The organism is Paenibacillus sabinae T27 (assembly GCF_000612505.1).
GTDB lineage: Bacteria > Bacillota > Bacilli > Paenibacillales > Paenibacillaceae > Paenibacillus_AQ > Paenibacillus_AQ sabinae.
Window position 1 is genome coordinate 4,531,552 of the sequence record NZ_CP004078.1, and the last position, 18,904, is coordinate 4,550,455.

Consider the following 18,904-nt stretch of genomic DNA (forward strand, 5'->3'; position numbering starts at 1 on the left):
CTTGTGGGAACGGCTGTAATTATGTCTGTAAGAGTATTACCCCAAATCGGGAATTACGAATACAACCACACCCTCATTAGCGAAAGAAGCTGATCCGTATCAATCGGTTTCTTCAGGTAATCCGAAGCGCCCGCCTCAATGCATTTGGCCCGGTCTTCTTTCATCGCTTTGGCGGTAAGCGCAATGACCGGCAGCTTGGCGAACTGCGGGATATCCCGAATCCGCCGCATGGCTTCGTATCCATCCATCTCCGGCATCATCATATCCATCAGCACGAGATCGAATTCCGGCTGGTTCTTGAGCATTTCCAGCGCTTCCCTGCCGTTCTCCGCGAACTTCACTTCCATCTGGTACCCTTCCAGCACGCTGGAGAGCGCAAAGACATTGCGGATATCGTCGTCGACGAGCAGTATCTTTTTGCCTTCAAACAGTTCTTCTTTATTATGAAGCCTCTGCAAAATCTTGCGCTTATCCTCCGGCAGATTCGCTTCGACCCGGTGCAGGAAAAGCGTCGTTTCGTCAAGCAGCCGTTCCGGCGAGCGAACGTCCTTGATGATGATGGACTCCGCATATTTGCGCAGCCGGGTCTCCTCCTTGCAGTCCAGATCTTTGCCGGTATAGATGATGATCGGCAGATCATTCAGCTTCTCGTCGTCGCGTATATGATCCAGCAGCTCGAAGCCGTCCATATCGCCCAGCACGAGGTCGAGCACCATGCAGTCGTATTTCCGCTTCCGCAGCTCTTCCAGCGCTTCCCCTCCGGTTGAGACGGCGGTAATGGCCACATCATCGTGGCCGATCAGCTCTATAATGGAGCGCCGCTGGATTCCGTCATCTTCGACGATCAGGAGATGCTTGAGACTGCTCTCCGTGTACGATTCGATCTGCGTAAACGCCCGTTCCAGCGCTTCCCGGGTGGAGGGCTTTCTCAAATAGGCGATTGCGCCCATCTTCAGCCCCTGCTTGATTTCATCACCCACCGAAATCACATGCACCGGAATATGCCGGGTCTTGGCTTCATTCTTCAGCTCCCTGAGAATCGACCAGCCGTCCATTACGGGAAGCTGTATATCAAGGATGATCGCATCGGGCAGATAAGAACGGGCCATGTGCAGCCCGGTGTCCCCCCGCAGCGCGACCAGCGTCTTGAAGCCGCGGCTTCGGGCCATATCGACCAGAATATGGGCGAACTTGTCATCGTCCTCAATAATCAGCAGCACCTTGTCGCTGGAAGACAGATCCTCGCGGTCGTCGGCAAACGGCGCTTCCCGCATTTCCGGCGTTTCTGGTTCCCTAATCGGCCTGGACTCGGATTCGGCGGCCGAGGGCAGATAGCCGACTGCAGAGCTGGGCACGCGGGCTTCGCCGGCCGCCGCCGCTTGCTGCGCTCCCGGCAGCAGGCTGTAATTGATGACAACAGGCAAGTACAGTGTAAATTCGCTGCCTTCGCCCTCCCTGGACTCCAGTACAATGCCTCCGCCCATTAAGCGCGACAGCTCGCGGCTGATGGACAGGCCAAGGCCGGTGCCGCCGTATTTGCGGCTGGTCGTTCCGTCCGCCTGCTGAAACGCCTCGAATACCAAATCCTTTTTGTCCTCCGGTATGCCGATGCCGCTGTCCTTGACGCTTATAGCCATATATTCCCGGTCCAGCGGCAAATACACCGGCAGAGACTTCTCGCTTGCGCGGCTGACCGAGAACTCCACAAAGCCTTTATTCGTAAACTTGAAGGCATTGGACAGAAGATTGCGGAGCACCTGCTTCAGCCTGTAGCCGTCGGTTACAATATGATCCGGCAGAGGCTCGTTGAAGGATAAACGCAGAGAAAGGCCCTTCTTCTGAGCCACAGGGGCAAAGTTCTGCTTCACGAACGTTTTCAGATCCGTGAGGGTGACTTTCTCGCGGTTCAGCTCCATCTTGCCCGCGTCCGCCTTCGATAAATCGAGAATTTCATCAATCATCTTCAGCAGATCCGATCCCGACGTGTAGATGGTCTGGGAGAATTCCACCTGCTTATCCGTCAGATTGCCTTCCTTGTTCTCCATCAGAAGCTGGGACAGGATAAGCAGGCTGTTCAGCGGAGTCCGCAGCTCGTGGGACATATTGGCCATGAACTCGGATTTGTACCTGCTTGTAACGGTCAACTGCATGGCCTGCTTCTCCAATTGGACCCGGGCGCTCTCAATCTCATCCTTTTGCTCCTCAATGAGCCCAACCTGTTCCTCCAGCGAGCGCGTCTTGGCTACCAATTCGCTGTTGTAATGCTCCAGCTCTTCCTGCTGGCGCTGCAGAAGCTCTTCGGAACGCTTGAGAGCTTCCGTCTGCTCTTCCAGGTTCTCATTGGAACGTCTAAGCTCCTCCTGCTGGGACTGCAGCTCTTCGGATTGGCACTGCAGCTCTTCCGTAAGGGCCTGCGATTCCCGCAGCAGCTCCTCAACCACCAGACGATGCGTCGTATTATTAACGATTGCCGCCAAATTCACGGCAAGCTGCTCCAGCAGCTCGTAATGCAGCTCCGAAAACGGCTTGAACGAGGCAAATTCCATAACGCCCAGCAGCTCCTCGTTGAATAGAAGCGGGTAAATCGCAATATTGCCCGGAGCCGAGCTTCCAAAGCCTGAAGCAACCTTGAGATAATCTTCGGGCGCGCTTTCCAGCCGGATCGGCTTCCGGTCCAGCGCGCATTGGCCGACAAGGCCGCTGCCAAGGTCGAAGCCGTCCCTGGGTTTGCTCTCGTCAAACGCATATGCCCCGTAGATCCCGAGCCTGTCCGGATGGTTCTTCTCTCTCAGATACACCGCGCTGAACTTCGCTCCGACAACGGGGGCGAACTCGCTCACGAAGGTCTGCGAAATCTCGGCCAGCGAGTTCACACCGCGCAGGAGCTCGGTAGTCCGCGCCACATTGGCGTTAAGCCAGGCGTGCTCCTGTTGTTCCTGGATATAGCGGGCTTCCCTGTCCTGCTTCTCCTCGATCTCTTTCGCCATAACCTGAAAAGCACGGGAGACCTCGCCGAACTCATCCTTCGAGGTCACTTTTATCTTGCGGATTTCTTGCATATTCCCGCCGCCGACGCTTCGGATCATCATGGAGACGGTAGCCAGTCCCCTTGTGATGCTGGGAAGCACCCACAAGATGACGCCAAGTCCAAGCAGCAGACCTGCGGCTATCACCATCGCAACGATTTGAGTGGAGCTCTGATAGCTGCTCTTGGCACTATTGATTTCCTCATTGATTTTGAAATTCTCATAATCGGCCAAATTGTTCAGGCTCGCCAGCACCTCGTTCTGAATACTCGTTCCGAACGCGTTGCGGTAGGCGGTCGCCCCCTCCCTGTCGCCCTTGGCCAACAGGTTCAGCACGCTTTCCTGGTATGAAAAATAGGCCTCGGTCGTCTTTTCAATGCGCGCGAACATCTGCTGCTCTTCCGCGGTTTTGTTCGCAGCATTCATCAGGGCCGTATATCCCGCGGATCTGGCTTTGCTCCGTCCGATCTCATTGCGCTGAACATCCATATCCACATCGGGATTCAGCAAAATGGTCGCCAGAATACGGGCCATGTCATTGACTTCGCCGCGCATGCCGGACGAGGCTTGAATTTTCTTGTAGCGGTCCTGATAAATGCTGCCGAGCTGTTTGTTCATATTATGAAGCCGGTCGTATCCGACCAGCGCCAGCGTTAGCATGATGACCATAAGCGCGCTGAAGCCGATCAGCAGCTTGGCTTTGATCTTCATCGGTTATTCTTTTCCCTTCTTGAGTGAAATCCACACAAGGCATTTATCGTCGTCGCGCTCACCCGGAGGCGCCCCATCGAAGAAAGCGGCCCGCATCGGCTGTTCCCGCCACTCATGCCCCCCGTCCAGTTGACGGATCAGATATTCCAGCTGCTCCTCGTGGTCTCCGTCGACCATTTCCAGGAGCCCGTCGGTATAGAGCGCCAGGTGGCCTTCCCGCTCATAGCTGACGCTCTGCGGCGTGGCTTCAATCCGGTCGAACAAGCCTACAGGATGGCAGTTGGTCTCGAGCATGAGCGGTTCCCGGGCATCGCCTTCGAAGAACAGGGCCGGCGGATGACCCGCATTGATATAGTCAATGCGCCGCAATCTGGTATCGATTACCATATATATAGCCGTAAAATAGTATTGTACAAGCTGCTTCTCAATATAAAGCTGGTTGAAGCGTCGATTCAGCTCCTGTACGACCTTCTCCGGCTCCACGTACGTCGTGACCGTATCCTTGAGTACAGAGGCAATGAACATGCAGAACAGCGAAGAAGAAATGCCGTGCCCCATCATATCCAGCAGGATAACGGCGTACCGCCCTTCACCCAGGTCATACCAAGCGTATAAATCTCCAGCCAGCTCGAAGGAAGGCTGGTAAATGGCATGCACCTCAATCTCTTCTTTTACCAGCGGCAGGCTGAGTACCGCATTTTGCACAAGGGCCGCCAGCTTCAATTCATCCTGTATCCGCTGGTCCCGCTCCTTGTGCCAGTCCTTCTCGGCTTTGAGTCTCAGCGCCAGCCGGATTCTCGCCATGAGCTCGACCTTGTTGATCGGCTTGGTCACATAATCGACCGCGCCGGCGTCCAGGGCCTCGGCCAGCTTTTTGGAGTCGCCCACGGCGGTTACCATAATAATGGGTATATCCTTCAAATGCTCGTACCGCTGCACGATCCGGCAGGCCTCGATGCCGTCCATCTCCGGCATCATCATGTCCAGCAGAATCAAATCTACGTCGGAGTGCTTGGGTCTGAGCTCACTGTTATTCTCACGGCTGATCCCGATCATCTCCAGCATTTCTATAGCGGAAGAAGCCGTAACCAGATTGCGGTACCCCTCTTTTTTCAGAATTTCGCGGATAATGATAATATTGGTGGGATTATCGTCTACGATTAAAATCTTCATCACTTCACCTCGCACAGTTTCATGTTTCGACCGAAAATGCCAAAATGCGCATAATTCTATCTTACGACACTTAGCCTGATATTTTCCATCCGCAAGATTTGTTGAGGCGGCCTTTTCTTTCCTCCGTCAGGAAAATTAAAGAACATTTCTTCAACAAAGTAACCTCCAGCTCCACTGGCTAAAGTGGGACTGGAGGTTACGTTATTGGACTATGAATCGTTACCGATTAGAGTTCGGCTCAGAGTTCGGCGCTCATGCGGATGTTTTTTTGGCGACTACGAGCACTTTGCCCAAATCAAGCTCTCTCTCGAAAAAATCAGCCTCCGCTTCGCTAAACCCGAGCGAGGTAATCTTGGAGCGAAGCTCGTCGCCGCGCGAGCGGAACATATTGGCCAACGTACCGAACAATCCCTCTTCTCTAAGCCCGACTTCATTGCTGTCCGCAGCCTCCGCGATCCGTTCTTCCCGGTCCCGGTCATGGCTAATAACGTACAAATCTTCCTTCCTATACCCGCTGTCCCACAACCGATTCACTTCTTCAATAGCCTGTACACCATTTTCCAACACCTTGGCATAGGCATGTGCACCGACAGAATCCATGATCTCACTCTCCTTAGCGCGAAATTTATCATTTCTTACAAGGCAGTAACGGCATAGACAACTATATCTTAATAAACCTGTCGTTTCCGGTTGAAACGGCTCACGACGAATATTCGTCAAACAAATCAATTCCATCCCATTGCCCGGTCTTCTGGCTCCGGTAGATTTTAAGGGCCGTGCTGCCCCTCATGTACACGTCGCCATCTTCCGCCACGAAATCCGGGGAGCCGAGCGTCTCCTGCAGCGTATCGTTAACAGGATCGATCCTGATCTCGTTAAGCCGCAGCCCGTAATCCCGGGCCTGCTGCGGGCTGACATGCACATACACCACAACCCCGTCCGAGACGCCGGCCGACATATCCGCATAGCGATACTCCAGGCTGTCCTGCCAAGGATCGGGAACGATACTCAGCGGCTGGCCTTTACGCGCCGTCAGCTCTTCCTCCGAGGAATACAGCGACACTCCGGCCAGCGACTCAAAGCTGCGAATGAACTTATTCTCGCTATCCCCGGTTTCTTGCGCTGCGTTATGGGCCGCCAGCACCGCCTGGTACCCGAATCCGAAACCGTCAGCGTTCATTGGCGCATTCGGGGCAGACGAATCCGCAGCAAAAAGAGGGGAAAGAAGACCAAACAGAAGAATCCATACATTCATATGATTGCCCCGCCTTTCCAGTCTGCATTTCGGCTGCCCTGATCTGCCGGCCGAAATCATTTGCGGTATTTTTGCCAAAGGCCCGCCGCCACGTCGACACCCTTCAGGATCGCCTGCACTCTTCCTTTCTTGCTGTTTGCCGCTTTATAGGAATTCACCGTGCGTTCTTCAGCCGGGGTCATCGGCGCGTTGTCGATCGACACAAGCTCCGATTTTTCTCTCAGCTCCCGGTTTTTGCGGAATTTCTCAATCACCGTTACCGAGACCTGCTTGGCGGTCAGCGTCAGCTCACTCAGCACCTCGCCCAGGTTTTGCACCGAATCCATGATGGGATCGATCTTCCCGATTTTACTCTGCACATCCGCCGTAATATCGTTGGCATGCCTCACGGTTGTCTTCACTTCATATGTCAGTTCATCAACCGTCTTCTGGACCTCCTGAAGCGTCTGGCTCACTTTATCGAGAGAGTCCTTGGCGGAATTCAAAGTTTTGATTAAAAAGAAGACGAGAACTGCGAATGCGACGGCAACAAGCGCTACGCTTAGGCTAATTATCATGAGTACAAGCTCCTTCCGGTTCGAAATGGTTGCAGCTTCAGCCTGCCTTAATATTGCATAGTTACCCCTAGGTTTCATGGGCGAAACAACCGTTCGGCCGCTCGCCTTCGGGCTTCCGCGTCCCCGGTTTCCGTGGTGTTTCAATCCTCCCCGACCGGGTTTAAACATTGACTACCAACAACATGAAAGGGTGAAAAAAACATGCTGAAATGGTCCGTTATTTTGCTGGTGATTGCCTTAATCGCCGGAATTTTCGGTTTCTTTAATCTTGTCGCTGCGGCAGCGGGAATCGCCAAGATTTTGTTCTTTATTTTCCTTGTGCTGTTTATCATTTCTCTCTTCACCGGGCGAAGAGGCCGGTCAATGTAAGTGTATGCGCCCATATTGAAAAAAGGGCATAAACACCGCCCCAAACAAAAATAAGTCCGGGATATCTCCCTCACACGAGAGAGATGTCCCGGACTTATTTCCATTTCAGCAGCAGTTGAAGCAGATCATTCCAGTTAACGGCAAACGAGATGCGCATGCCGCTGCCCAGCAGCTCGATTCTTTCCACCTCGACCATAAACGGCATATGCTCCCTCAGGGGAACCGTAATCTGCGGAACCTTCAATGTGCCTTCCGGCAGCTTCCGGCCGCGGATCGAAGTATAGTCATTGTGCAGCGTAATCATTCCCCCCGCCCCCGTCGAAACCTCCATCGTCATGCCGAATTCTGCGCCGAATGGCACAGGTCCGGCCATCCCGTTAATATCCGCGGTCAGGCGGTCCCCGCTCTGCCGGAATTTCGCCCCGGTAATCCGGACAAAGGTTGAAGGATGTTCGGCGAGATAGTCATTCAGCCCTTTTTTGAACAGATTGTTCAGTTCGTCTTCGGTCAGCGTCAGAACGGGTCTTCTCTCCTTCGCCATCTGAAGCAGCTGCGGCTCAAGGTCCAGACGGTCGTAGGACAAATCCAGCTTCTCCTCCGGCTTGACGTACCAGACGGCAGCCGCTCCCGCAAGCAGCAGGACGAGCGAGAAGCCGGCAAACAGCCGCAGCCACATTCTGCGTGGTGTTCTAGTGTTACTCGTACGAGGAGGCATAACGCATCACCCCTTCCTTGTCATGCTCCGATTCTTATGTTGGTTCATGAGGTCCGCATTTGTTTACTAGGATATTGACGCACCGACTACCGGATAATTCCGGTGAGAACAACATCTAAGGGAGGAATTGAATATGAAAAAGATCACCACTATTGCAGCAGCTATCGGTTTAACGGCTTCCATCGCCGCCACCGCTTCGGCTGACCAAGTAACGGGAACGGCCTCGCCGGCCACCACCACCTCAAGCACCTACGGCAGCACCGTTACCACGGCAACCTACAGCGGTACCGCTACCTCAAGCACATACGGCAGCAATACGGTGATTGAACCGGTAATCACACCAGAGGATCTCAAACCGGCTACGCCGGTGATCATCCTGACGCGTGTTACCCCGTTCTATTTCTCTAGGGGTTCCGTCATGAAGGCAGCCGGCATGCTTAGTCCGCAGGCGGTCGATACGACCGGACAAATGATAACCGATGCTCTCGGCAATGAATGGAGAGAGGTCTATACCTGGCTGGGACTGGCCTGGATCAAGGTTCCCAATACCGCTTATGTAATCATGCCTTAAGATCACCTTCGAACGCAAATGCAGTGATATCATTCCGGCCGGCATTTCACAGCCTTCACTCATCAGCGCTGGATGATATTCACTTTATGGCCCCGTCAATCGGGATACCGTCATTCAAAATATACATATTCCAAAAGGAAATCATTCCATCCATGAACCTTATTTGACCGCGAGAAAGGGGTGCCTTCAAAGCGATATTCGCATCGCCGAAGGCACCCCTTTCTTCTTGTTTGCTGTACCCGTCACATACATACTGCTGTCGCTTCGCCTTGAATCAGGCTGTATAATCAGTGGACGACCGAGCCTCCGAAGAGAAAACGGCTGGTCCAAGAAGCGCTTAATTTATCCACTCTGACGCCCCCGGAAGATACGGAATACGTATGCAGAATCTGCCCGTCCCCCAAGTAAAGAGCGACATGCGTAATCCTCTGGGCCGACTTGTCGATTCCGGCATACGCCGCCGGCGAGCTTCCTCTGTAGCTCATAAAAAACATCAGATCGCCGCGCTTGAGGTCCGATATATCCGTTACAGCCGAGCTGTTCTGCTTCACCCAATCCCCCTGCTGCCTGGAATCGGCCGGAAGCTTGATATTCATCCCTTCCAGATAAATCTGGCGGATAAAATCCGAACAGTCGAAGGTGGATGTGTCGCTGCGGCTTGACCCAAATTCGTAAGGCGTGCCGAGATAGGCCATCCCTTTTGCAATGACGGCTTCAATGGCCCCGGACGCCGCCGGGACAGGTGCCGGAGCAACCGGCGAAGGCTGAGGGGCAGCGCCCGCTCCCGTCAAAGAGATGTACCTGCCCTGGGAACTGCAATAGCCGATTTCCCCATCCGCGGTGCGGACCTTGTAGAAATAGGCGTTCGTCTTCTCCAGAACCGTTACCGTCTCCCCTTCTTTCAAATAGGAAAGCACTCCGCTGCTTACCGATGGCGCGGTGCGAAGCCGAACTGTGGACTGGATAACGGCCGTCTGCGCCGACGAAGTCGACAGAACCTCGGATGCGCGGGCGGTCTGGACGCCAAACTCTCCAGAAGAAGCGTAAAATGCGGTCGATAAAAATAACGCGGCAACAAGCTGCTTGGTTAATTTGTTCATACCGTTCCCCCGAATGGCTATGATGAGAAATCAACAAGGGTGGCGCCGCCGTTATTGTTTTCTGCACTCATTATAGGCTCACAAGGATATGGGAACATGCACCAAATTTCACAAATAACCATGCCAATTCATGGTAATTTGCGGGTCTATAGTCTTGAATCCTACTTATATTTGGTGGAAATTACAGCTAATTAGGAAAATTCACACTTTCAGCTTTTGGGTTCGACATGGACATGTACACTCATGATATTGTGCTTCCTGTGCATGCGCTCCTCAATGGAGTCACTGATTTCATGACCTTCCATTACAGTTAAATCGGCATCGACTTCCACGACGACATCCACCAGCACCTGATTTCCGTGAATCCGCGCTTTCACATCCTTAATGCCCTCCACGCCCGGAATCCGTTCAATGGTGCTGCGCAAATCCAGCAGCCGGTTCTCGTCAAATCCGTCCGTCAGATAGTAGGTGGAGTCGCGAAAAATCTCCCAGGCCGTTCTGCAGATCAGCAGGCCGACCGCGAAAGCCGCAACCGGGTCCATCCAGGGAATCCCGAACTGGGCGCCGACAATGCCGACGGCCGCTCCAATACTGACGATGGCATCCGAAAAATTGTCCTTGGCCGCCGCCATGAGCGCGTTGTTGTTAATTTTGAGGGCAAGCCGGCGGTTGTAATAATACACTCCGAGCATCGCCAAGGCACTCACTACCGCAACCCCGGCGGACCATAATTCCGGAGCGGTCTCTTTTCTTTCGAACAGGGTGCGCACCGCTTCTATGATGACCTGAATGCCGACCATCGCCATAATGAAAGAAGCTATCAGCGCGGCTACTGTCTCCGCCCGAAAATGTCCATAAGCATGATCCGAATCGGGAGGCTTGCGCGATATGCGCAGGCCGATCAGCACGGCTACGGAAGCGACAATATCGGTCAGGTTATTGAAGCCGTCCGCGAGCAGCGCGCTGGAAGCGAACAGATATCCGCAGATCAGCTTGAAGGTCGACAGGATCAGATAGGCCGCTATGCTGATCATCGCCCCCCGCTCGCCTTTGCGTATATCCTCATAAATATCAACCAATGCCGCCACTCCTTTTTAAAATATACCAAAGTATACATTTTCCAGTGCCACTCTATCCTAGCAAAGCGCATCCCAGTGGGTCCAGAGCAACAGTGTTGCCCTGCCGCAAAGCTCGCCTCGCATAAAGAAGCTTCAATCAAAGACGCTATAACTATTCTTGCCCTTGTCGGCGTTTTCAAAAACCATTAAAATATTCTCATTACAAGCTTCAAGGAGGATTAACGCAAATGACCGAGAGCAGCGACAAGCCCAAAATCAATCTCGCCGATGCCATCCGGCAAAAGCTCGAGCAGAAGAAGCAGCAGAACAACTCCAAACCGGGCGGTTTTCAAGCCGGCGCAGCCAAGACGTTTAAAACCCAGAACAACAAAAAACCGAATAACCAGCGCCGCCGCACCGGCGGGTCCTGACCGGACAGACTGACGATGATCATTGATCTGACCCAGCCTATTCGGGACGGGCTGCCGGCCTATCCGGGCGATCCTGAAACCAGGCTTGCCAGGTCCGCCGAATATCGCCGGGACGGCTACAACAACCATTTGCTGACCATCGGCATGCACACGGGAACCCATATCGACGGACATATGCATATGACGGACTGCACCGAGTACATCAATGAATATCCGCTGGATGTTTTTATCGGCGAAGGCTGTCTGCTGGATGCGTGCGGCAGCGGAAGGATCGGGAACAAACCGGAGTATGAGCAGGCCGTCTCCGAAGGGCAAATTGTTCTCGTCCATACCGGCCACGGAGCACGGTTCGGAGAGCCCGATTACTACACGGACCACCCGGTGCTTACGCTTGAATTCGCGGAAATGCTGATCCGCAGCAAGGTTAAAATGATCGGGGTCGACACCCCTTCGGTCGAACAATATCCGTTTGACATCCATCGGCTGCTGTTCAGACATAAAATCCCGATTATCGAAAATCTGGCCAATCTCCATCTGCTTCGCGGGTTACCGCGTTTTGAAATCATTGCCCTCCCGCTCAATATCGATGCCGATTCCTCGATTGCCCGGGTCATCGCCCGTACGATCCCGTAAGCAAGAAGCCGGAGCAGTGTACAAGCGCATATGCCAAATATGTGGCATCGTCTCTTTAACATGTATCCCCATGTGCTCAATATCAAAAATAAGGAAGCTCCCGCAGCCGAAAGGCTTTGGGAGCTTCCTTATTTATGCGCATCCGCGCGCTTACACTTCCACCGGATACATCCGCTGGCGGAGTTCCTTGATCTCGTCGCTTTCCAGGTACTCATCGTAGCTCATCACGCGGTCGATAATGCCGTTCGGCGTAATTTCGATAATCCGGTTGGCGATCGTCTGGATGAACTGATGGTCATGCGAAGTGAACAGAATCGTGCCGTCGAAGTCGATCAGCCCGTTGTTCAGCGCTGTGATGGATTCGAGGTCCAAGTGGTTCGTCGGCTCGTCGAAGACAAGCACGTTCGCGCCGTTCAGCATCATCTTCGCCAGCATGCAGCGCACCTTCTCGCCCCCGGACAATACGCTTGCCTTCTTCAGCGCTTCTTCGCCGGAGAACAGCATACGGCCCAGGAAGCCGCGCAGGAACGTCTCGTCCTGGTCCTTCGAGTATTGGCGCAGCCATTCCACGAGGTTCAGCTCCACACCGTCAAAATATTTGGAGTTGTCTTTCGGGAAATAGGCCTGGGAGGTCGTGACGCCCCAGGTGTATTCGCCCGACTCCGCCTCCGTTTCGCCCATGATAACATCGAACAGCGTCGATTTCGGCAGCCCGTTCGGGCCGACGAGGGCAATCTTGTCGCCTTTGTTGACGACAAAGCCGACTTCGTCCAGCACCTTCTCGCCTTCGATCGACTTCGTCAGGCTGGTGACGGTAAGCAGCTGCTTGCCCGCTTCGCGCTCCGGCTTGAAGTTCAGGAACGGATATTTCCGGTTGGACGGACGGATGTCGTCCAGCGTGATCTTATCGAGCTGCTTCTTCCGCGACGTCGCCTGCTTCGATTTCGAGGCATTGGCCGAGAAGCGCTGAATAAACGCCTGCAGCTCCTTGATCTTCTCTTCCTTCTTCTTGTTGGATTCCCGCTGCAGTTGGAGGGCCAACTGGCTGGACTCGTACCAGAAGTCGTAGTTGCCGACATACATCTGGATTTTGCCGAAGTCGATGTCCGCGATGTGCGTACATACTTTATTCAGGAAGTGACGGTCATGGGATACGACAATAACGGTGCCTTCATAGTCCATGAGGAAGTTCTCCAGCCAGCCAATCGATTCGAGATCCAAGTGGTTGGTAGGTTCGTCAAGGAGCAGGTTGTTCGGACGGCCGAACAGCGCCTGGGCCAGCAGCACCCGTACCTTCTCGTTGCCGCTGAGCTCCGCCATTTTCTTGTCATGCAGGTCGCGCGGAATACCGAGGCCGATCAGGAGCGCGGCGGCATCCGGTTCGGCGTCCCAGCCGTTCAGCTCGGCGAATTCGCCTTCCAGCTCTCCGGCGCGCAGACCGTCGGCTTCGGAGAAGTCGGACTTCGCGTAGAGCGCGTCCTTCTCCTTCATAATGTCATACAGGCGCGCGTGGCCCATAATGACCGTTTCCAGCACCTGGTTTTCGTCATATTCGAAGTGGTTCTGCTTCAATATGGCCATGCGTTCGCCTGGCGTGATATGAACTTCGCCGGAGTTGGCTTCGATTTCACCGGACAGAATTTTCAGAAACGTCGATTTGCCGGCGCCGTTGGCTCCGATCAGGCCGTAGCAGTTCCCTGGAGTGAACTTTATATTTACATCTTCAAAAAGTGCGCGTTTTCCGTAACGGAGAGTCACGCCGCTTGTGCTGATCATTGTTTCATACCATCCTTTACACATAGGTTTCCGGCATATTATAGCACAAAAACGCACCGAAAAGCCCGTAAACTCCTTGATTTACCGCGAAAAGAGCAAAATTGGGCCATAAAGCGGAGGGATTTCGGGTCATGGCTCCCGTTCCCGCTCCGGCTTTAGCGCTTCTCGGGATGAATAATGAGCGTCTCGCCATTTCCGAGCGTCCGAATCCGCTCCCCGGCAAGGCCGCGCTCCTTGCGCGCCGCTTCCATCCGGCCCAGCGCTTCGCTCGCCGTATCGTCAGCGAGCCGGAACGCGCCGTAATGCATCGGAATCATCGTCTCCGCGCCCACATCGAGAAACGCCTGCACCGCCTCCTCCGGATTTACATGCTGCGAGGCCATGAACCATTCCGGCTCATACGCGCCGATCGGCATCATGGCGATATGCACCTTGAAGCGTCTTCCAATCTCCTTGAATCCCGGGAAATAACCGCTGTCCCCGGCAAAATAAAGATTGGGCGGCAGCTTATGTCCGCCCTCGCCTCCCTGCTCCCCTGCCTCGGCAAGCCGCTCCGGCCGCGCGGGCTCCAGAACGAAGCCGCCCCAGTGCGAGGTATTCGTATCAAAAAGCGTCCGCCGCGTCCAGTGCTGGGTCGGAACGAAGGACAGCTTGATGCCGCCGAAATTCAGGCTTTCCCACCACTGCATTTCCATGCAGTTCCGGAAGCCTTTGCGCTGCATTTTCCGTCCCAGCCCCGCGGGTACGACCACGGTCGTCTTCGCATGGTACAACCTCCGGATCGACGCCACATGCATGTGGTCATAGTGGGAGTGGGAGATAAGGATCAGGTCGACAGGCGGCACATCGCCGATCGCCATTCCCGGCGGCACCAGCCGTTTTTCCAAACCCAATCTCCCGGCCCAAACCGGGTCGGTGATGATGTTCATTCCTTCATATTGAATAAAAAACGTCGAATGGCCGATCCAGGTTATCGTGGTATCCAGGCTGTTCGCACCCAGATAGGCCAGCTGCGGCAGCACGCTGGGAACGACGAATGAGAGGTCTTTAACCTTTCGCCGCCGCTCTGCGCGCCACTCGCGGATTTCCTTGAACGTTTTGACGACGCTGATATTATCTATATTGCTATAGCGGATTTTGGGCATGGCCGTTTCTCTCCTTGAACGTCTGAAACACGGAATGCTTCCATTTTACCAGATTTGCCCTTTCCGTTTCCTCCTCTGCCCTGCTTTGTATTTCCATTCAAATTTGATGTAAAATGCGGATACATCCTTTCGTATATCTTTTGCGGCGCTGCCGCCTTAAAGGAGGTTTTACCCGAATGAAGATCACATTTATTGAACCGACGCCGAGTCCGCATACGATGAAGCTTCATCTGGATGAAAGTCTCGAGCCTGGGGTACGCCGAACCTATACGCCGGAGACCCTGCGCTCGGCGCCGAGTTGGGCGCGGGAGATGCTGTCCATTCCGGGCGTGACGAGCGTCTTTCATACCGCCGATTTCGCGGCGATTGAGCGCAAGCCATCTGCGGATTGGGCGGCGATCCTCCGCGAGGTGCAGTCCCGCTTCGGCGGTGAAGCATCCGGGGAGACTGACTGGAGCCTGACGGATGAGAGTGCCGGAGCCAGCTTCGGGGAGGCGCAGGTATTCGTCCAGATGTTCCGCGCCATCCCGATGCAGATCCGGGTCAAGACCGGAGCAAGCGAGGAGCGCATCGCGCTGGCGCCGCGGTTCACCAAGGCGGTGACGGATGTCGCGAGCGCCGTCCTCATCAAGGAGCGCAAGCTTAGCGATTACGGCGTCCGCTACGGCGATCCGAAGGACATTGCCCGTGAGGTCGAGCAGGAGCTCGAGGCCGCTTATCCGCAGGAGCGTCTTGATTCGCTCGTGAAGCAAGCGATCGAGCATGGGGCCGCGGGTGGCGAGTTCGTCGAGCAGCGCCGAAAGCGCGGACAGGACGAACTGCTGCAGGGCCTGGCGAGCGAAGACTGGCGCGTGCGCTACGCGGCGCTGGAGGATTTGACACCTTCGCCGGAGCTGCTGCCGCACATCGCCGCCGCCCTGCGCGATCCGAAGCTGCAAATCCGCCGGCTGGCCGTCGTTTACCTCGGCGATCTGCGCACGCCAGAAGCGATGGGGCTATTGTACGAGGCGATGCGGGATAAGGCTCCGGCCGTTCGGCGTACCGCCGGTGACACCCTCTCCGACATCGGCGATCACGCGGCCACGCCGGTCATGATCGGCGCGCTGAAGGACGACAGCAAAATCGTCCGCTGGCGCGCCGCCCGCTTCCTGTACGAAGTCGGCACGTCCGAAGCGCGCGAGGCGCTGGAGGCGGCGGTTAACGATCCCGAGTTCGAAGTCGGGCTCCAGGCGCGCATGGCGCTGGAACGCATCGAATCTGGCGAGGAAGCGGCCGGAACCGTCTGGCAGCAGATGGCGGAACGCGGACGCGGATGAGCTGCTCCGGGCAACGGGCAACCCTGCCCTGCTTACTTAAATGAAAAATCGCCCTTCCGGGCGTCCTTTAAGGACGGATGGAAGGGCGATCTTTTTTATATTCCGGACTATTGCCAAAAGAGCTCCACCTTCAAATCTCCTGTATCTTCGAACGAGGAGGCCTTGTAGCTCAGGCTTGTGAAGCCTGCCTTGTACAGCTGCCGCAGATCGCTCACCAGCCTGTTCTCGCTTCCGCCGTAGCGCAGCAGCAGTGAAGCTTCTCCCGCACTCCGTGCCTGCTGCGCCAGACGGGTCAGGTCGGCCGCTGTATCAACAATGGCGCTTTCCTCATATAAATCGTACCGCAGCTCCCGCTGCAGCTTCTGATAGACCGCCCGCTTCTCTCCCCCGGCTTGCGCCAATTCATCAAGCGTGCGTGAGTATTCTACAGCCGCCGCCGGATAGGCGCGTGTCCAGGTATGGTCGCGGCGCATCTGATTGTCGGTGCGTAAATAGTAAGCCGTGCTGACAGCCCCCTTCCGGTCAGGTGTAGGATCATCCCAGGTCGTATCCAGGTGGTACCAGCGTCCGTTTAATTGAACCAGGTTCCAGGCGTGCGATTGCCCCGTCCCCCCTTGCCAGGCGGTGCCTTCGACGATTTTATTCGCAATCCCGGCCCCCTTCAGGAGCTTGTAGGTCAGCAGCGAATAGCCCTGGCATACGGCGCTGCCGCTTTTCAGCCCTTCATACGCCGTAAATTTGGTGTAAGTGGTATCATACTTCAGATTCAGTACCACCCAGTCATGGATCGCTTTGACCTTCTCATCGCCCGTCATTCCCGGAGTGATAATCTTACTCAAAATCGCCTTCACCCGCCCGTTGACGTAAGCGGTCTGCTGAAGCGATTCGCGGTAGGAAAGCCGGATGCTTACGGCCGCAGAGCGTGCCCCGCCCCGGTAGGAATAGCTGTAGCTGTCCACGATGTAATTCAAATAGGGATCGCCCGACATCACCTGATCCAGCGCCGTTTGAATTTGCGACTTCAGGCTTGAGGTCTTGCCCTCATATGTAAACGTGACGCTCTCCTTGCGGCTGTTCATCGCTCCGCTCAGACGCTGGGTCATATCGCCGACGGAACGCACTGCGCTACCGCTTGCTGCAGCATAGGCGTAATCCATCCCCCAATACACGGCCGGCGGCACGGCAGCGGCGGCGAGCATGCACAGCAGCACCGTTTTAGTCAATTTGCCCATCTTTCTTCAGCCCCCCTCAATGCCTGAAAATACCCGTCATTCCAATTCATCCTCAAAGCACTCTTCCATATATTACATGCGGGCAGGCCACTTTCCAATGCTACTTAAGCTCCAAAATTCACAAAAACTTGCGGCTCGTTACTCTATTATCGGCGGTGCCGGCTTCCTTCATAAGGGCCGGGGCGGCAGACGAAACACCCGAGTGCCCCTTGCAGCGCCTGATGTGAACGAATCGCTTCAGAATGTTTGAAAAACATGCACAGATTTGTCATTCCAAATTTGGAGTTTTTTGTCGATAATAAAAGAAGGAAGTTTTCCTGGGATGGGAAAGGAGACGGAACCGGACATGATACAGCTTGTAGCCTTATCACGAGAGAAGCTCGAGAAGGAAGGAAGCTACTGCTTTCAAAACAATCCCAATTCCGAAAGCTGCCAGCGGAAAAACAACTGGTTAAGCCCCGAATTGGAAAAGTATATAAGCTATGCAAAAGTAACGGATGACGGAAGGCTGCGCGGATTTATCGAATTTGCGGAGTCTTACTATTTTTCAAGAATGGTCCATGCCGATTTATATATGATGATCCATTGTTTATGGGCCTCCCCCGGTGACGGGTACGACAACCGGTTGATCCGCTATTGTCTGGAGGAATCGGAGAGACTCGGCAAGCAAGGAATCGCCGTGGTTGTCCATTCGGGAGATTCGTGGACAGCCTACAAGGAAATCTTCCTGAACAACGGCTTCAAAGCGGTGGACAAGGTGCCGGGAAGCTACGAGCTTCTCGCGCTCAAGCTTCATTCGAACGCGTATGACCCTTTCTTCCCCTGTGACTGGGAGGAGCAGTTAAACCGTTACAAGCAGCTGACTCTTCTGCGCGCGTTCCAATGTCCCTATGTTCAAAGTATTACCGAGAATGTCGACAAAGCCGCCTCCGCGCTCCACCAAATCAGCAAAGAGATAGCAGACCCGATCAACCGCAATGCGCTGATCCCCTACTCTCCCACTCCTTACGGCGTATTTGGGGCGGCGTGCGATGGCACGCCATTATCCACTCATCGGCTGACGGTTGAAGCTCTGGTGGAGCAGCTGAAAATTTATACAAGCCGGGAGCGCAGCCTGCAAGCGAATGGGAGCGAACGCACATGACCTATGTCGATACGTCCGACATTTCGATCCGGATGTTCATCACCGTCCTGCTGTTTCTGGTCGTCATCGCCCCTATGATCAGCCTCGGAGTACTGCGCCTCTTTCAGTCCAGAAGAAGAGCGGGACTCCTGCTGATCGGAGGCGGCATCGCCGTGTATGCACTGTTTCAGATCGTAATGTCTCTTCTTGCGGCCTAGTGCCCGATCGGGGCAAACGAAGGAAGGATATTAACCTCGAGGCTGCCGCTTAACTGAACGGGATAACCTCAATGGCAGCTATTACAACCACGACCGGTCCCCCTTTTAGCTGCCACTAGCACGACAAGCTCTCCATTTTTGCAGCTACTACACGACAGGCTCTCCTTTACAGCTACCACTTCCACACGAGAGGCCCCCCATTAGCTGCCAATAACACGACCGGCCCCCCCTTGCAGCCACCACGAACACGAACGGGAAAACCTCCCTTTTATTTATGAAAAAAGCGCCGATTTCACGAATGAACCGGAATTACTCCAGCTTATTTCCTGATACTCCTTCGTATCCCTTTGAAACACCGATATATGGGGGAGAATTTCCAGCTCAGGCACGCAAATGGACTTCATTTTGAGGAATAGAAGGGAAGAATTCCGCTTTATTTTTACGCATGTCTTTGCTGAAATTTCCACCTAAAAAAACGCAAAAAAGACGCCTCTC

Annotated in this window: 18 protein-coding genes; 7 read left to right on the forward strand and 11 right to left on the reverse strand. The window is 54.5% G+C overall.

What is annotated here, in order from left to right; all coding sequences use genetic code 11:
• Positions 1-53 precede the first annotated feature (53 nt).
• The 5 genes from PSAB_RS20910 to PSAB_RS20930 form a co-directional block, all read right to left on the reverse strand.
• Positions 54-3,737 carry a response regulator gene (locus tag PSAB_RS20910; RefSeq protein ID WP_025336520.1) on the reverse strand — a complete coding sequence of 1,228 codons (3,684 nt, stop codon included), beginning with the start codon at positions 3,735-3,737 and terminating at the stop codon, positions 54-56.
• Between the two features lie 3 nt (positions 3,738-3,740).
• A complete protein-coding gene (locus PSAB_RS20915; RefSeq protein WP_025336521.1) occupies positions 3,741-4,910 on the reverse strand; it encodes a PP2C family protein-serine/threonine phosphatase in 1,170 nt (389 codons plus the stop codon).
• A gap of 252 nt (positions 4,911-5,162) precedes the next feature.
• Complete coding sequence (locus tag PSAB_RS20920; RefSeq protein WP_025336522.1) at positions 5,163-5,510, reverse strand: YflT domain-containing protein; 348 nt, start codon at positions 5,508-5,510, stop codon at positions 5,163-5,165.
• A 100-nt stretch (positions 5,511-5,610) separates the two neighbouring features.
• A complete protein-coding gene (locus PSAB_RS20925; RefSeq protein ID WP_025336523.1) occupies positions 5,611-6,165 on the reverse strand; it encodes a hypothetical protein in 555 nt (184 codons plus the stop codon).
• Positions 6,166-6,221: 56 nt separating this feature from the next.
• The gene (locus PSAB_RS20930; protein ID WP_025336524.1) at positions 6,222-6,722 is read right to left on the reverse strand and encodes a DUF948 domain-containing protein; all 501 of its coding nucleotides are present in this window, start codon (positions 6,720-6,722) and stop codon (positions 6,222-6,224) included.
• A gap of 201 nt (positions 6,723-6,923) precedes the next feature.
• Between PSAB_RS20930 and PSAB_RS25205 the strand changes: the two genes are divergently transcribed.
• Positions 6,924-7,091 carry a DUF1328 domain-containing protein gene (locus tag PSAB_RS25205; protein ID WP_025336525.1) on the forward strand — a complete coding sequence of 56 codons (168 nt, stop codon included), beginning with the start codon at positions 6,924-6,926 and terminating at the stop codon, positions 7,089-7,091.
• Between the two features lie 94 nt (positions 7,092-7,185).
• Here the strand turns inward: PSAB_RS25205 and PSAB_RS20940 are convergent, their stop codons facing one another.
• Positions 7,186-7,806 (reverse strand): hypothetical protein, encoded by a 621-nt coding sequence (locus tag PSAB_RS20940; RefSeq protein WP_158442612.1) that lies wholly within the window; start codon positions 7,804-7,806, stop codon positions 7,186-7,188.
• Positions 7,807-7,939: 133 nt separating this feature from the next.
• Here PSAB_RS20940 and PSAB_RS20945 point away from each other — a divergent pair, with 133 nt between their 5' ends.
• Positions 7,940-8,377 (forward strand): hypothetical protein, encoded by a 438-nt coding sequence (locus PSAB_RS20945; protein ID WP_025336527.1) that lies wholly within the window; start codon positions 7,940-7,942, stop codon positions 8,375-8,377.
• Positions 8,378-8,664: 287 nt separating this feature from the next.
• Here the strand turns inward: PSAB_RS20945 and PSAB_RS20950 are convergent, their stop codons facing one another.
• Together PSAB_RS20950 and PSAB_RS20955 are read right to left on the reverse strand one after the other, a co-directional pair.
• On the reverse strand, positions 8,665-9,477 hold the full coding sequence (locus PSAB_RS20950) for a C40 family peptidase (protein WP_025336528.1): 813 nt from the start codon (positions 9,475-9,477) through the stop codon (positions 8,665-8,667).
• A gap of 209 nt (positions 9,478-9,686) precedes the next feature.
• A complete protein-coding gene (locus PSAB_RS20955) occupies positions 9,687-10,511 on the reverse strand; it encodes a cation diffusion facilitator family transporter (RefSeq protein ID WP_193373934.1) in 825 nt (274 codons plus the stop codon).
• 272 nt (positions 10,512-10,783) lie between these two features.
• Between PSAB_RS20955 and PSAB_RS20960 the strand changes: the two genes are divergently transcribed.
• On the forward strand, positions 10,784-10,966 hold the full coding sequence (locus PSAB_RS20960) for a hypothetical protein (protein WP_025336530.1): 183 nt from the start codon (positions 10,784-10,786) through the stop codon (positions 10,964-10,966).
• Positions 10,967-10,981: 15 nt separating this feature from the next.
• Positions 10,982-11,599: a cyclase family protein gene (locus tag PSAB_RS20965; RefSeq protein ID WP_051529799.1), complete on the forward strand. Its 618-nt coding sequence runs from the start codon at positions 10,982-10,984 to the stop codon at positions 11,597-11,599.
• Positions 11,600-11,749: 150 nt separating this feature from the next.
• On the opposite strand, the gene PSAB_RS20970 is transcribed toward PSAB_RS20965, so the two are convergent.
• Together PSAB_RS20970 and PSAB_RS20975 are read right to left on the reverse strand one after the other, a co-directional pair.
• Positions 11,750-13,375 carry an ABC-F family ATP-binding cassette domain-containing protein gene (locus PSAB_RS20970; RefSeq protein ID WP_025336532.1) on the reverse strand — a complete coding sequence of 542 codons (1,626 nt, stop codon included), beginning with the start codon at positions 13,373-13,375 and terminating at the stop codon, positions 11,750-11,752.
• A 155-nt stretch (positions 13,376-13,530) separates the two neighbouring features.
• A complete protein-coding gene (locus PSAB_RS20975; protein WP_025336533.1) occupies positions 13,531-14,520 on the reverse strand; it encodes an MBL fold metallo-hydrolase in 990 nt (329 codons plus the stop codon).
• A 176-nt stretch (positions 14,521-14,696) separates the two neighbouring features.
• Here PSAB_RS20975 and PSAB_RS20980 point away from each other — a divergent pair, with 176 nt between their 5' ends.
• Positions 14,697-15,836 carry a conserved virulence factor C family protein gene (locus tag PSAB_RS20980; RefSeq protein WP_025336534.1) on the forward strand — a complete coding sequence of 380 codons (1,140 nt, stop codon included), beginning with the start codon at positions 14,697-14,699 and terminating at the stop codon, positions 15,834-15,836.
• A gap of 107 nt (positions 15,837-15,943) precedes the next feature.
• On the opposite strand, the gene PSAB_RS20985 is transcribed toward PSAB_RS20980, so the two are convergent.
• Positions 15,944-17,068 carry a transglutaminase domain-containing protein gene (locus tag PSAB_RS20985; protein WP_025336535.1) on the reverse strand — a complete coding sequence of 375 codons (1,125 nt, stop codon included), beginning with the start codon at positions 17,066-17,068 and terminating at the stop codon, positions 15,944-15,946.
• Between the two features lie 322 nt (positions 17,069-17,390).
• On the opposite strand from PSAB_RS20985, the gene PSAB_RS20990 reads away from it, so the two are divergent.
• Together PSAB_RS20990 and PSAB_RS20995 are read left to right on the forward strand one after the other, a co-directional pair.
• Positions 17,391-18,212 carry a hypothetical protein gene (locus tag PSAB_RS20990; protein ID WP_025336536.1) on the forward strand — a complete coding sequence of 274 codons (822 nt, stop codon included), beginning with the start codon at positions 17,391-17,393 and terminating at the stop codon, positions 18,210-18,212.
• Positions 18,209-18,409 (forward strand): hypothetical protein, encoded by a 201-nt coding sequence (locus tag PSAB_RS20995; protein WP_025336537.1) that lies wholly within the window; start codon positions 18,209-18,211, stop codon positions 18,407-18,409. Before PSAB_RS20990 ends, PSAB_RS20995 begins: the two co-directional genes overlap by 4 nt.
• Positions 18,410-18,904: the final 495 nt, after the last annotated feature.

What these genes read in the sequence shown, in the direction of transcription:
- PSAB_RS20910 (WP_025336520.1), bottom strand. Translation starts at nt 3,737, where the DNA reads ATGAAGATCAAAGCCAAGCTGCTGATCGGCTTCAGCGCGCTTATGGTC.
- PSAB_RS20915 (WP_025336521.1), bottom strand. Translation starts at nt 4,910, where the DNA reads ATGAAGATTTTAATCGTAGACGATAATCCCACCAATATTATCATTATC.
- PSAB_RS20920 (WP_025336522.1), bottom strand. Translation starts at nt 5,510, where the DNA reads ATGGATTCTGTCGGTGCACATGCCTATGCCAAGGTGTTGGAAAATGGT.
- PSAB_RS20925 (WP_025336523.1), bottom strand. Translation starts at nt 6,165, where the DNA reads ATGAATGTATGGATTCTTCTGTTTGGTCTTCTTTCCCCTCTTTTTGCT.
- PSAB_RS20930 (WP_025336524.1), bottom strand. Translation starts at nt 6,722, where the DNA reads ATGATAATTAGCCTAAGCGTAGCGCTTGTTGCCGTCGCATTCGCAGTT.
- PSAB_RS25205 (WP_025336525.1), top strand. Translation starts at nt 6,924, where the DNA reads ATGCTGAAATGGTCCGTTATTTTGCTGGTGATTGCCTTAATCGCCGGA.
- PSAB_RS20940 (WP_158442612.1), bottom strand. Translation starts at nt 7,806, where the DNA reads ATGCCTCCTCGTACGAGTAACACTAGAACACCACGCAGAATGTGGCTG.
- PSAB_RS20945 (WP_025336527.1), top strand. Translation starts at nt 7,940, where the DNA reads ATGAAAAAGATCACCACTATTGCAGCAGCTATCGGTTTAACGGCTTCC.
- PSAB_RS20950 (WP_025336528.1), bottom strand. Translation starts at nt 9,477, where the DNA reads ATGAACAAATTAACCAAGCAGCTTGTTGCCGCGTTATTTTTATCGACC.
- PSAB_RS20955 (WP_193373934.1), bottom strand. Translation starts at nt 10,511, where the DNA reads ATGATCAGCATAGCGGCCTATCTGATCCTGTCGACCTTCAAGCTGATC.
- PSAB_RS20960 (WP_025336530.1), top strand. Translation starts at nt 10,784, where the DNA reads ATGACCGAGAGCAGCGACAAGCCCAAAATCAATCTCGCCGATGCCATC.
- PSAB_RS20965 (WP_051529799.1), top strand. Translation starts at nt 10,982, where the DNA reads ATGATCATTGATCTGACCCAGCCTATTCGGGACGGGCTGCCGGCCTAT.
- PSAB_RS20970 (WP_025336532.1), bottom strand. Translation starts at nt 13,375, where the DNA reads ATGATCAGCACAAGCGGCGTGACTCTCCGTTACGGAAAACGCGCACTT.
- PSAB_RS20975 (WP_025336533.1), bottom strand. Translation starts at nt 14,520, where the DNA reads ATGCCCAAAATCCGCTATAGCAATATAGATAATATCAGCGTCGTCAAA.
- PSAB_RS20980 (WP_025336534.1), top strand. Translation starts at nt 14,697, where the DNA reads ATGAAGATCACATTTATTGAACCGACGCCGAGTCCGCATACGATGAAG.
- PSAB_RS20985 (WP_025336535.1), bottom strand. Translation starts at nt 17,068, where the DNA reads ATGGGCAAATTGACTAAAACGGTGCTGCTGTGCATGCTCGCCGCCGCT.
- PSAB_RS20990 (WP_025336536.1), top strand. Translation starts at nt 17,391, where the DNA reads ATGGGAAAGGAGACGGAACCGGACATGATACAGCTTGTAGCCTTATCA.
- PSAB_RS20995 (WP_025336537.1), top strand. Translation starts at nt 18,209, where the DNA reads ATGACCTATGTCGATACGTCCGACATTTCGATCCGGATGTTCATCACC.